We start from the raw sequence: 14,490 nt of genomic DNA, 5'->3' as shown, positions 1-14,490 counted from the left end.
CCGTCTAGAATTCTTGGCCGCAGGCGTGCCGGAGCGGCCGCGCATGGGGCGTCAGCCCCGTTTTCGTCGTTTCGGTGCCGAGGTCAAGCGCAGCCTCGACGCACCCCGACGGGGTCCCGGGTCACAATTCACCCGCCGGCCCGCCGTGCATAGTGCCAAGCCAGTTGTGCAAGCCGGTCCACGTCCTTGCCCATCGTCAGCGCTTCCTCGGACGCCGCGTTGCCCTGCAGGCCCCGGTGATAGACCCCCTGGAGGATCGCCGCGAGGCGCCAGATGTTGTAGGCCAGCAGCACGTCGAGGTTGGCCACCCCGTCACGCCCGGTCAGGCGGGAATAGGTGGCGACCATCTCCTCCATCGAGGGGATCCCCAGCGCCGCGAGGTCGAGATGCGCCATCCCGAAGCGCAGCCCCTGGGGGAACACCCAGGTCATGAGGAAATAGCCAAGATCCGCAAGTGGATGGCCAAGGGTCGAGAGTTCCCAGTCCAGAACGGCGATCACCTCGGGGCGGTCGGGGTGCAGCATCACGTTGTCGAGCCGGAAGTCGCCATGCACGAGGCAGGTCTCGTCCGGGATCGCGTCGACCGCGCCGGGCAACCACGCCTCGAGCCGGTCCATCGCCTCGATCGTGCCGGTGGCCGAGGCGCGATACTGCTGCGACCAGCGCCGCACCTGGCGCGCGATGTAGCCGCCCGGCTTGCCGAAATCCGCGAGCCCCGCCGCCTCGGCGTCTACGCGGTGGATCGCGGCAAGGGCGCCAAGGACGGCATCATAGGTCCGGCGGCGCTGGTCTGGCGTCATCCCGGGCAGATCGGTGTCGAAGAGCACCCTGCCCGTCAGGTGCTCCATCACGTAGAACTCGGACCCGATCACGTCGCGGTCGTCGCACAGAACCAGCATCCGCGGCACGGGCACCCCCTGCCCCGCAACCGCCTGCATCACCCGGTACTCGCGGTCGATCGCATGGGCCGAGGGCAGGAGCGCGCCCGGGGGCTTGCGGCGCAGCACGTAACGCCGGCCGGCCGCGTCGGTGATCAGGTAGGTCGGGTTCGACTGCCCGCCACTGAACTGGCGCAGGGCGACGGGCGGCGCGAAATCGGGGATCTCGCGCCCGAGATAGGCGACGAGCTTGTCGATATCGAGTTCCAGCCGAACATCACCGGTGGTCATCCGGATCCCTCCGTCGGTTCAAGTGGCCAGGACCATGCCAGCACGGCCGGCGGGCCAGGTCGCGGGGCGGCTGGGCCTAGCGGAACAGGCCGCGCAGCAGCGAGCGCACGACGCTGCGGCCGAACTGCGACCCGGCGGCGCGCGCGACCGACTTGATCAGCGCGTCGCTGGCGCTGTCGGTGCGCGACGAGCGGCGCGGCTGGCTCTTTGTCCGCTCGCCGCCCCAGGGCGAGCCGCGGTTGTATTCGCGCGGGGTCTCGGATTCGGCCTCGGAGGCACGAGCCGTTTCCTGCGCGCGTTTCTCGGCGCGAGCGCGCAGCATCTCGAAGGCGGAGTCGCGGTCGAGCACCTTCTCGTAGACCCCCGCCACCGGCGATCGCGCGATCGCGGCTGTCCGGGTTGCGTCTGCGCAGGGACCGAGCCGCGAGGACGGCGGCCGGATCAGGACGCGCTCGACCATGGCAGGGACACCCTTGGCCTCGAGGCAGCTCACCACCGCCTCGCCGACCCCGACCTCGCGGATCGCGGTCTCGGTGTCGAAGCGCGGGTTCGGGCGGAAGGTCTGCGCGGCGGCCCGCAGCGCCTTGGCGTCTCGCGGCGTGAAGGCGCGCAGCGCGTGCTGGATGCGGTTGCCAAGCTGCGCGAGCACGTCCTCGGGCACGTCGTCGGGCTGCTGCGTCACGAAGTAGACGCCCACCCCCTTCGAGCGGATCAGACGGGCTACCTGCTCGACCTTGTCGACCAGCGCCTTGGGGGCGTCGTCGAACAGCAGATGCGCCTCGTCGAAAAAGAACACGAAGCGCGGCTTGTCGGGGTCGCCGATCTCGGGCAGCTCCTCCCAGAGTTCGGAGAGCAGCCACAGCAGGAAGGTCGCGTAGAGCCGGGGCGAGTGCATGAGCCGGTCGGCGGCCAGCAGGTTGATCCGTCCGCGGCCGTCAGGGGTGGTCGAGATCATGTCCGAGAGCGACAGGGCGGGCTCGCCGAAGAAGCCTGCCGCGCCCTGGTTCTCGAGCACCAGCAGGCGCCTCTGGATCGCCCCGACCGATGCCTTGGAGATGTTGCCGTAGCGGAGCGAGAGATCGCGCGCGTTCTCGCCGGCGAAGACCAGCAGCGCCTGCAGGTCCTTGAGATCGAGCAGCGCGAGGCCTTCCTCCTGGGCCAGCCGAAACACGATGTTGAGCACGCCCTCCTGCGTGTCGTTGAGCTCGAGCAGCCGCGCCAGCAGAAGCGGGCCCATCTCGGTGATGGTCGTGCGAATCGGATGCCCCTTCTCGCCGAAGAGGTCCCAGAAGGTGACGGGGAACGCGTCGTAGCCGTAATCGTCGAAGCGGATCTTCGTCGCGCGGGCGATCAGTTTCTCGTGCAGCGGATGCGACGGGTCGCCGGGTTCCGCGAGGCCCGAGAGATCGCCCTTAACATCCGCGAGGAACACCGGGGTGCCAGCGGCCGAGAAGCTTTCCGCAAGGATCTGCAAAGTCACGGTCTTTCCCGTCCCAGTCGCCCCCGCGACCAGGCCATGGCGGTTGGCGTAGCCAAGACGCAGGACTGACGGGGTCGCGTAGCCTTCGCCGCCGCCGCCCAAGAAAACTGTCTCGTTATCGGACATCACGCCCCTCTCGCCCCGGAATTTCCTCAATTCCCTCGTATCGTCAGAAGCGTCTTAACCATTTCAAGTCACTCTGACCATGCAGTGACTTTCACGCGTATCAGGATTTGTGGTTTTTCTCCTCCCTGTCGACTTGGCCGCGCCTCTGGCGCGGTTCTTTTTGCGGCATCGGCGCGTTCATCTGCCCGAATGCTCGGCATTTGCAGGAAATGCACGGATCGTGACGGCACAGAGCGAAATCGGCTGTTGACGGCGCCAAGTATCGCGGCCAAAGATGCTTTCGCGAACGGCACGGCCAGTTCGACAGGGAAAAAAATATCATAATCACACGCGGGTAACCGCAGTCAGGGGCGCTTCGGGCGCCCCTGTGCTTCATGGAAGACCCTGCGTCCGTGGCCATCGGTGACGCGCCAAACACCAAGCGCGCGACGAGGAAGCCGGTGAAACCCGCGAGGTGACCTTGATTTCGCCGCGGGGCGCTGGCAACACATGCGGAAGCCGCGATCGGTTTGATGCGGCGCAAACAGGACAATGACCTTGAGACTTCTGACAACACTCGCGGCTGCGACCTTGGTTGCGGCAGGACTCAACAGCGCGTCGCTGGCGCAGCAGGGACAGCCCAAGGAGGTCGAGAAGACGACGCATGGTGACTGGTCGGTGCGGTGTCTCGAAGGGACCGACGACTGCCGGATCACCCAGATCGGCAAGAACGCGAACGGCCAGGACGCGCTGCTGGTGTCGCTCCAGCGGATCTCGGGCGCCAAGACGCAGAACGGCGCGGCCATTCCCGCGGCGCTGCAGGTCCAGGCGCCACTCGGCGTGCTGATCCCCTATGGCGTGCGCCTCAAGATCGACGACGGCGAGACCGCGCCTCTGGGCATCACCCGCTGCCTGCCCATTGGTTGCGTCGCCGGCGCGCCTATGACCGACGAGGCGGTGAGCCTGATGAAGAAGGGCACCACGGCCAACTTCTCCTACGTCCTTCAGAACGAGACGGTCATCAAGATCTCGCTCAAGGGTTTCACCAAGGCCTACGAGTCGCTCACGCCGCTGCCAAGGCCGACCCAGTAACCGGCCCCGCGCGACAAGCGGACACAAGCATGAGAGAGCGCGGCGCCATCCGGCGCCGCTTTTCGTTTCAGCCCTGCCAGCGGCGGAAGGCGAGCACGGCGTTCAGCCCGCCAAAGGCAAAGGCATTCGACAGCGCCGCATCCACCCGGGCCTCGCGCGCGGTGTTGGGAACCACGTCGAGGCCGATCTCGGGGTCCGGCGCGGCGTGGTTGATGGTCGGCGGCACGATGCCCCTGCCCAGCGCCATCAGGACGGCCGCCGCCTCGAGGGCACCCGCCGCCCCGATCGCGTGGCCGTGCATGGACTTGGTCGAGGAGACCATCACGCGCTCGGCCGCCGGCCCCAACGCCAGACGGATGGCCGCGGCCTCGGTCTTGTCGTTGAGCGACGTCGCGGTGCCGTGGGCGTTGATGTAGCCGACCTCGTCGGGTGCCATCCCGGCGTCGGTCAGCGCGATCGTCATCGCGCGGGCGGCACCATCCACGGCCGGCGCCACGATGTCGGCCGCATCGGCCGTGGCGCCGAAGCCCGCGATCTCGCCCAGGATATCGGCCCCGCGTTCCATCGCGCGGTCCATCCGCTCGAGGATCAGGATCGCGCAGCCCTCACCCAGCACCATGCCGTTGCGGTCCGCCGAGAACGGGCGGCACCCGTCGCGCGACATGACCCGCAACCCTTCCCATGCCTTGATGCCGCCGAAACACAGCACCGACTCGGTCCCGCCAGTGACGGCGGCATCGACCATCCCCGAGCGGACCATGTGAAAAGCCTGGCCGATGGCGTGGTTGGACGAGGCGCAAGCCGTCGAGACCGACCAGGCCGGCCCCATGAGACCGTGCTTCATCGAAATCTGGCTGACCGGCGCATTGGCCATCAGGCGTGGGATGATGAACGGGTGAACGCGGTTCTTCTGCTCCTGGTAGACGGTGCGGTAGTTCTCGTCGCAGGTATGCAGCCCCCCCATCGCAGTCGCGATGATGGTCGCCGTGCGCAGCCCCAGCGCCTCGTCGAACTCGATCCCCGACTGGGCCCTGGCCTCGTCCATCGCGACCAGCGCCATCTGCGTGATCCGGTCGAACAGCAGGAGTTCCTGCCGGTCGAACCGCTCCTCGCCCCGGAAGTCCTTGGCCTCGGCCGCGATCTTGATCATCAGCCGCTCGGGATCGATCAGCTCGATCGGGCCGATGCCGCACCGCCCCTCGGCAAGGCCCGCATAGTGCGCCTCCCTGCCAGTCCCAAGCGCCGAGACGACCCCGATGCCGGTTACCGCTACGCGATGCATCCTCAGCCCTTCTCGGCGAGGAGCGTCTTCACACCCGAGATGACGCCACCGACCGTCGAGATATCGAAATCAGAGTCCTTAGGATCGTTCGCGTTGTAGGGGATCGTGATGTCGAACGCCTCCTCGATCGCGAACACGATCTCGACGATCGCGAGGCTGTCGAGCCCGAGCGCCTCCGGCGTCTTGTCGGGTGTCACATCGGCGGCATCGACCATTGCCTGTTCGGCAATGATCCGGCTAACTTTCGCGCTGACGTCATCGCTCATGGCCAGTCCCTCCTTGGCAGGCCGCTGTTGTCCCGGCCCTGCTCGATCCGCTCGGGGTCACGAACCCGCGCGCGGATCAGAGCCCCATCTTTTGCCGCAGCTCGCGCAGCTGCTCGAGTGCGCGCGGCAGGCGGCGGATCGCCATTATCTGCTCGATCGCCTTGCCGCGAGGCATTGCCGGAACCCCGAGCATGACGCTCTGCGGCGGAATGTCCGAACCGACGAGCGAGCCGCCCGCGACCACCGAGTCGTGCCCGATCGTCACGTGATCGGCGACGCCCACCTTACCGCCCAGAACCACGCGGTCACCAACGGTAATCGAGCCAGCAAGACCAACATGCCCGCACAGCATGCACGTCTCGCCTACGCGGACGTTGTGGCCGATCATCACCAGGTTATCGATCTTGGTGCCGCGCCCGATCACCGTGTCGGCGACGGTCCCGCGGTCGATGCAGCTGGAGGCGCCGATCTCGACATCATCGGCGACCTCGACCGAGCCGAGCGAGGCGATGCGCGTGAGCGACAGGTTGCGCCCCGCATCCGAGACGGCACCCGAAGTCTTGGCGGATTCGACGCTGCCCGGCTCGGGCGTGACGTAGGAAAAGCCGTCCGCGCCAAGGCATGCATTGGGGTGGATCGAGACGCGCGCGCCGAGCCGAACGTCCCGGCCGATGCGCACGCCGGCGCGGATGATCGCGTTCTCGCCGATCTGCGCCCCACGCTCGATCGAGACATGCGACTGGATCCGCGCGCCGCGCGCGATCACGACGCCAGGGCCGATCAGGGTGTAGGGGCCGACCCAGCAGTCCTCGGCCAGCACGGCGGACGGATCGATGATGGCGGTCGGATGGATGCCCGGCTCGAGATCGAGCGCCGGCTCGAACATCCCCGTGATCCCGGCCAGGGCGACCCGGGCGCGCGGCGCGAACAGCGCGGCCTTGAGCCCCAGCGCCTTCCAGTCGGCGCCCGGCCAAAGGACCGCCGCCTGCGCCTGGCAGGCCGCGACGGCCTCTTCGTACTGTCGGGACATGGCGAGCGCGAGCTCGTCGCGCGCCGCGTCGGATGGCTCGGACGGACGCACGACCGACAGGCTCAGATCGCCCTCGGCCGACAACCCCGTATGTGCCGCGATCTCGGCAATCGTGTATCCCATGAGCCCGTCCGGAACTGCCCTGCCCGCGCCCGTTCTATCCGCGCAGCCACCCCCGACGCAAGCGAAGCGCCACCGGGCGGACCGCACCGCCCGAGCCATGCCGGGAGCTGCGCGAGGGGACCTCTGCGCAACGGAAGAGCCGGCCATTCCGGGGAATGGCCGGCCCGCTTGAACTTGCGATCGGGTACGGGCGCGGCGCCTCAGCTGCCGACGAGCGAAACCCCGGCCGAGCGAAGCGCGTCCATGACCAGCGTGTCGCGCCCGTAGATGTCGCCGCGGAACTGGTCCACGCCATACGCATCGACCCACGCGGTCCGGTAGGTGATGTGCACGGGCAGATGTTCCTCGAGCGTCACGTAGCGCTCGCGCCCCGAGGCCAGCCAGCCCTGATACGCGGTGGCGGGGTCCGTTTCCTGGTAGGAGAGGAGCAGCTCAGCGAGCTCCTGCGGCTTCTCGACGCGCACGCAGCCGTGGCTATAGGCACGAACGTCGCGCGCAAAGAGATGACGCTGCGGCGTGTCGTGAAGATAGATCGAATAATCGTTCGGGAACATGAACTTGACCCGTCCCAGCGCGTTGCGCTCGCCGGGCGATTGACGGATCGAGCCGGGGAAGGTCGACGCGGTCACCGTCTCCCAGTCCACCGTCCACGGGTCGGCGCCCTTCAGCACGTAGCCGCGCTGCTCGAGGTAACCGGGATCCTCGCGCAGTTTCGGCAGGAACTCGTTCACGGCGATCGAGCGTGGGACGAACCATGTCGGATTGATCACGAGATGGTCCATCTCGTCCGAGAACTCGGGCGTCTGGTGCCGGCGGGTGCCGACGACGACGCGCGACTCGAAGATCTCGCGGCCGTCGTCAATCACGCGCATCTTGAAGCCCGCGATGTTCACCATGATGTGCCGGCTGCCGAGATCGCGGTTGAGCCAGCGGATGCGCTCGAGGTTGACGGCGATCTGGTCCGCCCGGAACGCCGGCGACTGGTTCAGCTGGGCGCGCGTCGCCGGGCCGACCACGCCGTCCTCGTTCAGGCCGTGCCGGCGCTGGAACGCGCGCACCGCCTTGGCAAGCGCCGCGTCATAGAGCTTAGGGTCGGCAGCGGCGGCCATGGTGGCGTTCGCATCGTTCACCACGTCATTCGCGGCGACCACGACGCTTTCCTCGGATTGCGCCTGCACGAGGCCGTGCGTGGCTGCCCCGAGGTCGCCCAGACCGGCAAGGCGGGCGCGCAGCTCGAGTACCCGCGGCCCCGTGCTCCCCTCTCGCAGGGTCGGTCCCTCGGAGATCTGGGGTCCCCACGCATCGGGCTTCGCCGCAAGCGCGCGCAGGCTGGCGAGCCTTTCGATCAGCGCCGCGTACTCGGGAGAGGCCGGCGCGAGCCCGGCCAGGTATGCCGCCGGATCACTCGTCGAGGACACGCCGGCGAGAAGCCCCGCGCGCTCGGGGCGCGGCGGCTTGACGGCCAGGTCGCGATCCAGGCTCTGCGGGGTCAGCACGCCCGAGGAGAGGTCGCGCGCGTAGCCGAGAAAGGCCCGCGACAGCGTAATCTCGTCCGCCGCCGTGTCGCCACCGCTGCCCAGGGACGTGACGGCGCGGGCGTAGCGTTCGGCCGGCAAGGCGTGACGCGGCGCATCCTTGAACGCCGCCACCAGCGCCTGCCCCGCATCGGAAAGGCGGCCGTCCTCCGAGACCCAGATCGGCGTGTATGCCCGCGCCGCGTAGACGGCCACGAGCTCGGGCTCGTCGCCGAATGCGGCCTCGACATAGGGCGCGAGCCGGGCAGCCGGCTGCACCGCCGCGGGCTCCCGAAGGCTCGACGTCTGGGCGTTCGCCGGCGCCAGTGCTGCTGAAGTGATTCCCAGCAGCAGCAGCGCCGCAACCCCATTCGTCGCAGTCAGGAGTGGACGATTCATCGCATCACCAATGTTGCGCAAAAGCTACAAAAGAGTTGTTTGAGGTCTATAGCATGACATTACACCAGCTTGCCTGAAGCCGCACCGAGCTTCACGTAATTTTCATTCCCAGTGTGAAAATTGCAGCAGCGGGAACGCAAGCATGGCGCCGCGCGTTAAACGATTCGAATGCGGCCCGAGTTCACCCCCGACCCGCTCGTTGCAGCTTTGCAACTTGGAAGGGATTTTCGGATATGGCATAAAATAGGACAAAAGAGCCGCGGAAATGTGACGAAGCTCACAGCGCCGTGGACACGGGCAGACAGTGAACAGGCAAGAATCTCACCATGACAATGGATCGTCGTCGCTTTATGACTGGCGCCGCTGCGCTTGCAGCGCTTGCTGCAAGCGCCACGCCCGCCGCCCCGGCCGTCCTGCGCGGCCGCGGCGATTTCCGCTCCCTGTCCCTGGTCAACCGGCGCACGGGCGAGTGGATCAAGAGCGTCTACTGGATCGAGGGCGAATATGTCCCCGAGGCGCTCGAGTCGATGAACCACATCCTGCGCGACTGGCGCCAGGATCGTGAGATGGAGATGGATCCCACGGTTCTCGACATCCTCTCGGCCACCCATGGCCTGCTGGACACGACCGAGCCCTTCGAGGTCATTTCGGGCTATCGCACGCCCGAGACGAACAGCCTGCTGCGCAACCGTAGCAAGGGTGTGGCCTCGAACTCCTACCACATCAAGGGCATGGCCGTGGACGTGACGCTCAAGTCGCGCAGCGTCCGGCAGATCTCGGGCGCCGGGCTCTCGCTCCGGGCGGGCGGCGTCGGCAAATACAGCCGCTCGCAGTTCGTCCATCTCGACTCGGGTCCCGTACGCGAGTGGGGTCGCTGAGATGCCCGCGATCGCGGCATCCGGTTGAAACGCGGCGCCCAGGGGGCGCCGTTTTGATTTCCGGAACGGGCGCATGCCGCGCGCCTCACGCGGGCGCGCGGGACCTCAGGGGCGGATGGTACCGTCGCCCTCGACCAGGTACTTGAAACTGGTCAGCTGCTCGGCGCCGACGGGCCCGCGGGCATGCATCTTGCCCGTCGCGATCCCGATCTCGGCGCCCATCCCGAACTCGCCGCCATCGGCGAACTGGGTCGAGGCGTTGCGCATCAGGATGGCGCTGTCGAGGCGGGCGAAGAACCGGGCGGCGGTCTCGTCGTTCTCGGTCAGGATCGCCTCGGTGTGGCTGGAGCCGAACTGGCGCACATGGCCGGTCGCCGCATCGACGCCATCGACCACGCGCGCGGCGATATCCATGTCGAGATATTCGCGCCCCCAGTCCGCATCCGTGGCGGGGATCACGCGGTCATCGAGTGCCTGCACGCCCTCGTCGCCATGGACGCGGACGCCGGCGTCGATGAGCGCCGCCACGATCTCGCGGCCCAGCGTGCCGGCGACCGGGCGGTCGATGAGCAGGCATTCCGCCGCGCCGCAGATCCCGGTGCGCCGGGTCTTGGCGTTGACGACGACCCTGAGCGCCTTGTCCCGATCTGCCTCGCGGTCGAGATAGACGTGGCAGATCCCCTCGAGATGCGCGAAGACCGGCACGCGCGCCTCGCTCTGCACGAGGCCGACCAGCCCCTTGCCGCCACGCGGCACGATCACGTCGATGAAGCCGGTCATGCGCAGCATCTCGGCCACCGCCGCGCGGTCCCGGGTGGGCACGCGCTGGATCGCGTCGGCCGGCAAGCCGGCCGCGACCAGCCCCTCGACGAGGCAGGCATGTATGGCGCCGGACGAGTGAAAGCTCTCGGACCCGCCCCTGAGGATGGCGGCGTTGCCCGACTTGAGGCACAGCCCTCCGGCATCGGCGGTCACGTTCGGGCGGCTTTCATAGATCACCCCGACAACGCCCAGCGGCGTGCGCACCCGCCTGATGTGCAGCCCCGAGGGCATGTCCCATTCGGCGATCACCGCGCCTACCGGATCGGGCTGAGCCGCCACGGCCCTCAGTCCGTCGGCCATCGCGCGGATGCGCGCCTCGTCCAGCATCAGGCGGTCGAGCATGGCCGGCGAGAGACCCTTGTCGCGTCCATATTCCATGTCGCGCGCGTTCGCCTCGATGATTTCAGGCGTCGCCCGGATCAGGGCGTCGGCGGCGGCTTCGAGCGCGGCCGCCTTCGTAGCGGAGGAAGCAAAAGCCAGTTCGGCGGCCGCGTCGCGCGCGCGCCGGCCGATCTCGTGCATCGTCGCGGCGATGTCGTCAGCCCGATGGTCCATCACATCCCCCAGATCACCATGTCGTCACGATGGGCGATCGCCGCGCGGCCCGGATGGCCCAGCACGGCCTCGATCCGCTCGGACCGGACGCCCGCGATCAGCGTTGCCTCGGTCGAACTATAGCCCGAAAGTGCCGCGCCGATCGCCTCACCCGTTTCGGTCACGATGGCGACCGGATCGCCCCGCTCGAAGTTGCCTCCGACCGCACGCACGCCCGCAGGGAGCAGCGAACTGCCGCGCCGCAAGGCGTTCACAGCGCCGGCATCGACCACCAGCTGGCCCATGGGCTTCATGCCCGCGATCCACTGCTTGCGCGCCGCCGAGGGGCTGCGGCGCGGCCGGAACCACGTGACGCGCGCGCCGTCGTGCAGGGCGCGCAGCGGGTGCTGGCACGCCCCCGCGGCAATGGCCATGGCGCAGCCGCCCTGCATCGCGGTCTTGGCCGCCAGGATCTTCGTCTTCATCCCGCCGCGGCTGAGACCCGACCCGGCATCGCCGGCCATCGCCTCGATCTCTGGAGTGATCTCGGTGACCTCGGGCAGATGCTGGGCCTCGGGATCGACGCGCGGGTTGGCGGTATAAAGGCCGTCGACATCGGAAAGCAGAACCAGCGCGTCGGCCCCGGCCATCAGGGCCACGCGGGCGGCAAGGCGGTCATTGTCGCCGTAGCGGATCTCGTCGGTCGCGGTCGTGTCGTTCTCGTTCACCACGGGGATCGCGCCGAACCCCATCAGCGCCTCGAGCGTCGCCTTGCCGTTCAGGTAGCGCCGCCGCCGCTGGGTGTCGTCGAGCGTGAGCAGGACCTGGGCCGTGCGGTATCCGAGGGGAGAGAGCGCCTCTTCCCAGGCGCGCGCGAGGCGCATCTGGCCGATCGCGGCCGCGGCCTGGGCGTGCTCGAGCGCCAGGTGCCCGGCCCCGAGCCCCAGGATCCCGCGCCCCAGCGCGATGGCGCCCGACGAGACGACCACGACGTCGCGCCCGGCCGCGCGCTCGGCGGCGATGTCCTCGGCAAGGCCCGCAAGCCAGCCGGCGCGCAGATCGCCCTTCGCATCGACCAGCAGGGCCGAGCCCACCTTCACGACCAGACGGCGCGCGGCTTCGAGAGGACTCTGCACCACCGGCACCTTCAGGGTCTCCATTCGCCCGCCTCCGCCGGCGCCTTCTCGGCCTTGCGTGCGCGAAGGATGTGCTGGCGCAGCAGCCTGAGCACGTCACGCACGCCCTGGCCCGCGGCGCCCGAGATCGCGAGCTTGACCGGCACCCCCTCCTCGCGCAGCAGGATCGTGAGGTCCTCGGCTTCCTGCTCGGTCAGGGCGTCGCACTTGTTCAGCACGACGATCCGGGGCTTGTCGGAAAGGCCGCCGCCATAGGCCTCGAGCTCGGCAACCACGGTGCGGTAGTCGCCCAGAACGTCGGACGAGGTCGCGTCGATCAGGTGCAGCAGCACCGCGCAGCGCTCGATATGGCCGAGGAAGCGGTCGCCGATCCCCCTGCCCTCGTGCGCGCCCTCGATCAGGCCGGGAATGTCGGCGAGGACGAACTCGGCGCCGTCGACCTCGACGACGCCCAGATTGGGGTGCAGCGTCGTGAACGGATAGTCGGCGATCTTGGGCCGGGCGTTGGTGACCGCCGCGAGGAAGGTGGACTTCCCGGCATTGGGCAGCCCGACAAGGCCCGCGTCGGCGATCAGCTTGAGGCGCAGCCACAGCGTGCGCTCGACACCAGGCTGCCCAGGGTTGGCACGGCGCGGCGCCTGGTTGGTCGAGGACTTGAAGTGGAGGTTGCCCCAGCCGCCATTGCCGCCCTTGGCCAGCAGGACACGCTGCCCCAGTTCGGTCAGGTCGGCGATCACGGTCTCCTCGTCCTCGTCGAGGATCTCGGTTCCCACGGGCACGCGCAGCACGATGTCGTCGCCGTCCTTGCCGGTGCGCTGGCGGCCCATGCCGTGCTCGCCGTTCTTGGCGAAGAAGTGCTGCTGGTAGCGGAAGTCGATCAGGGTGTTGAGCCCGTCGACCGCCTCGGCCCAGACATCGCCGCCGCGGCCGCCATCGCCGCCATCCGGGCCGCCGAACTCGACGAACTTCTCGCGCCGGAAGCTGACGCAGCCGGGGCCGCCCGAGCCCGACCGGACATAGACCTTGGTGAGATCGAGGAACTTCATCGGGCGCCCTCCGGCACGTGCTGCGCCGCGAGCCAGTCGGCCCGCTCAAGCGCGAATTCGCGGACCGGCACGACGCAACCCCGCGCAGCCGAGAACATCTCCCCGATCCCCGTCTGGGTAAAGCCGATCTTTTCGAGCACATGCGCCGAGGCGCCGTTCTCCTCGATCACCCTGGCGGTCAGCCGGTCGAGGCCCGCGCCGAAGAGATGCGCGACCAGTCCCGCCAGCGCCTCGGACGCATAGCCCGTGTTCCAGAACGGCGGGCCGACCCAGTAGCCGATCTCGCCCGTGTCGGGGCGATGGAGGATGATGCCGACCAGCTCGGCGCCGCCCTCGGGCATCGCGTCGATCGCCCACACGGCCTCGCCGGTGCGCCCCTCGAGGCGCGCGGCGATGTAGGCCTCGGCTGCCCCCGGCGGATAGGGATGCGGGATCGAGGTGGTCATCCGCGCGAGCCGGGGATCGGACGCATAGAGCGTCATCGGCCCCGCATCCGAGGGACGCAGCGGGCGCAGGATCAGGCGTTCGGTCGCGATCGTGTCGACTGTCATGGTGGCGGCGCCTCCTTGCAGCGCCGTTCGGGAGCGGTGCCGAAAAAGCAAAAGGACCGGCCGACCGGCCGGTCCCAGGATCATCGTGTTCCGGGGGGAGGCCGGTTTACTCGGCAGCCTCGGTCGCCGGGATCACCGACACGAAGGTGCGCCCCTTGAGTCCCTTGTGGAACTGGACGTGGCCCTCGACGGTCGCGAAGATCGTGTGGTCCTTGCCGAGGCCGACATTCTGGCCGGGCCACCACTTGGTGCCGCGCTGGCGGACAAGGATATTGCCCGGAATCACGGCTTCGCCACCGAACTTCTTGACGCCAAGGCGCCGGCCGGCCGAGTCGCGGCCGTTGCGGGACGAGCCGCCTGCCTTTTTATGTGCCATCTCGTATTCCTCCTCAGCCCGCGACGATCTCGGTCACGCGCACGGTCGTCAGGTGCTGACGATGGCCGCGCATGCGCTTCGAGCTGTGCTTGCGGCGGCGCTTGTGGAACGTCACCACCTTGGGGCCGCGGGTCTGCTCGACCACCTCGGCCTTGACCGAAGCCCCCGCCACGGTGGGCACGCCGACGGTGACGTCGTCGCCGCCCAGCATGAGAACCTCGTTGAATTCCACGGTCTCGCCCGGCTCGGCGCCAAGCTTCTCGATCGTCAGTTCGTCACCGGCCACGACGCGGTACTGCTTGCCGCCGGTCTTGATGACTGCGAACATCTCTTCGTCCTTTTCTGCCGCGTCCTGTGGCGGCCCCTCGGGGCACTTGATCGCGGACCTGGCCCGCGCCGTCGGACAGCGCGCCCCGCAAGGGGCGATACCAACTGCCGGCCGGGCCGAAAGCCCCGCCGGAGAGCCGCGTTTATGATGAGATCACGCCCGCAAGTCAAGCCGCCGAAAGTTTGAAAAAATCCTGCGAATGCCGCTTGCAGAAGAACGCCGACCTGTCTAGGTTCCGCCCACCCGAAAACTACCCCCCTGCGGAGAGGTGCCGGAGTGGTCGATCGGGGCGGTCTCGAAAACCGTTGTACCTTTGCGGGTACCGTGGGTTCGAATCCCACCCTCTCCGCCATTCACTC

The 14,490-nt window shown here is 68.4% G+C and carries 13 protein-coding genes, 1 tRNA gene and 1 pseudogene; 3 read left to right on the top strand and 12 right to left on the bottom strand.

Annotated features, from left to right (window positions below; genetic code table 11):
• Positions 1-128 precede the first annotated feature (128 nt).
• Together H0I76_RS01620 and H0I76_RS01615 are read right to left on the bottom strand one after the other, a co-directional pair.
• Entirely contained in the window at positions 129-1,169 is a 1,041-nt protein-coding gene (locus H0I76_RS01620; protein WP_200606133.1) for a phosphotransferase family protein, read from the bottom strand.
• Positions 1,170-1,245: 76 nt separating this feature from the next.
• Positions 1,246-2,775 (bottom strand): helicase HerA-like domain-containing protein, encoded by a 1,530-nt coding sequence (locus H0I76_RS01615; protein ID WP_200606130.1) that lies wholly within the window; start codon positions 2,773-2,775, stop codon positions 1,246-1,248.
• A gap of 537 nt (positions 2,776-3,312) precedes the next feature.
• Between H0I76_RS01615 and H0I76_RS01610 the strand changes: the two genes are divergently transcribed.
• Complete coding sequence (locus H0I76_RS01610) at positions 3,313-3,846, top strand: invasion associated locus B family protein (RefSeq protein ID WP_200606128.1); 534 nt, start codon at positions 3,313-3,315, stop codon at positions 3,844-3,846.
• A gap of 67 nt (positions 3,847-3,913) precedes the next feature.
• Here H0I76_RS01610 and H0I76_RS01605 read toward each other — a convergent pair whose 3' ends face one another.
• From H0I76_RS01605 to H0I76_RS01590, 4 genes are all read right to left on the bottom strand, one after another.
• Positions 3,914-5,128, bottom strand: a complete 1,215-nt coding sequence (locus tag H0I76_RS01605) for a beta-ketoacyl-[acyl-carrier-protein] synthase family protein (RefSeq protein ID WP_200606127.1) — start codon at positions 5,126-5,128, stop codon at positions 3,914-3,916.
• 2 nt (positions 5,129-5,130) lie between these two features.
• Positions 5,131-5,394, bottom strand: a complete 264-nt coding sequence (locus H0I76_RS01600; RefSeq protein ID WP_200606126.1) for an acyl carrier protein — start codon at positions 5,392-5,394, stop codon at positions 5,131-5,133.
• A 76-nt stretch (positions 5,395-5,470) separates the two neighbouring features.
• Positions 5,471-6,547, bottom strand: a complete 1,077-nt coding sequence (gene lpxD / locus H0I76_RS01595; protein ID WP_200606125.1) for a UDP-3-O-(3-hydroxymyristoyl)glucosamine N-acyltransferase — start codon at positions 6,545-6,547, stop codon at positions 5,471-5,473.
• 200 nt (positions 6,548-6,747) lie between these two features.
• Positions 6,748-8,460 carry a L,D-transpeptidase family protein gene (locus H0I76_RS01590; RefSeq protein ID WP_200606124.1) on the bottom strand — a complete coding sequence of 571 codons (1,713 nt, stop codon included), beginning with the start codon at positions 8,458-8,460 and terminating at the stop codon, positions 6,748-6,750.
• Between the two features lie 350 nt (positions 8,461-8,810).
• Between H0I76_RS01590 and H0I76_RS01585 the strand changes: the two genes are divergently transcribed.
• Positions 8,811-9,338 carry a YcbK family protein gene (locus H0I76_RS01585; protein ID WP_234455045.1) on the top strand — a complete coding sequence of 176 codons (528 nt, stop codon included), beginning with the start codon at positions 8,811-8,813 and terminating at the stop codon, positions 9,336-9,338.
• A gap of 105 nt (positions 9,339-9,443) precedes the next feature.
• Here the strand turns inward: H0I76_RS01585 and H0I76_RS01580 are convergent, their stop codons facing one another.
• The 6 genes and pseudogenes from H0I76_RS01580 to rplU all read right to left on the bottom strand — a co-directional run.
• Positions 9,444-10,715, bottom strand: coding sequence for a glutamate-5-semialdehyde dehydrogenase (locus H0I76_RS01580; RefSeq protein ID WP_200606121.1), 1,272 nt, complete (start codon positions 10,713-10,715; stop codon positions 9,444-9,446).
• Positions 10,715-11,854 carry a glutamate 5-kinase gene (gene proB, locus H0I76_RS01575; protein ID WP_200606119.1) on the bottom strand — a complete coding sequence of 380 codons (1,140 nt, stop codon included), beginning with the start codon at positions 11,852-11,854 and terminating at the stop codon, positions 10,715-10,717. The genes H0I76_RS01580 and proB overlap by 1 nt, the downstream gene beginning before the upstream one ends.
• On the bottom strand, positions 11,842-12,876 hold the full coding sequence (gene obgE / locus H0I76_RS01570) for a GTPase ObgE (RefSeq protein WP_200606116.1): 1,035 nt from the start codon (positions 12,874-12,876) through the stop codon (positions 11,842-11,844). The genes proB and obgE overlap by 13 nt, the downstream gene beginning before the upstream one ends.
• Complete coding sequence (locus H0I76_RS01565; protein WP_200606112.1) at positions 12,873-13,427, bottom strand: GNAT family N-acetyltransferase; 555 nt, start codon at positions 13,425-13,427, stop codon at positions 12,873-12,875. The genes obgE and H0I76_RS01565 overlap by 4 nt, the downstream gene beginning before the upstream one ends.
• A gap of 106 nt (positions 13,428-13,533) precedes the next feature.
• Positions 13,534-13,803 carry a 50S ribosomal protein L27 gene (gene rpmA / locus H0I76_RS01560; RefSeq protein WP_200606109.1) on the bottom strand — a complete coding sequence of 90 codons (270 nt, stop codon included), beginning with the start codon at positions 13,801-13,803 and terminating at the stop codon, positions 13,534-13,536.
• 19 nt (positions 13,804-13,822) lie between these two features.
• A pseudogene (gene rplU / locus H0I76_RS01555) lies at positions 13,823-14,131 on the bottom strand (50S ribosomal protein L21); the annotation flags it as partial.
• A 262-nt stretch (positions 14,132-14,393) separates the two neighbouring features.
• Here rplU and H0I76_RS01550 point away from each other — a divergent pair.
• Positions 14,394-14,483, top strand: a tRNA-Ser gene (locus H0I76_RS01550).
• Positions 14,484-14,490: the final 7 nt, after the last annotated feature.

It is taken from the genome of Thermohalobaculum xanthum, assembly GCF_016623495.1.
In the GTDB taxonomy this organism is placed as follows: domain Bacteria; phylum Pseudomonadota; class Alphaproteobacteria; order Rhodobacterales; family Rhodobacteraceae; genus Thermohalobaculum; species Thermohalobaculum xanthum.
The sequence above is the reverse complement of the archived record's forward strand: the minus strand, read 5'-3'. Positions and strand labels throughout refer to the sequence as shown.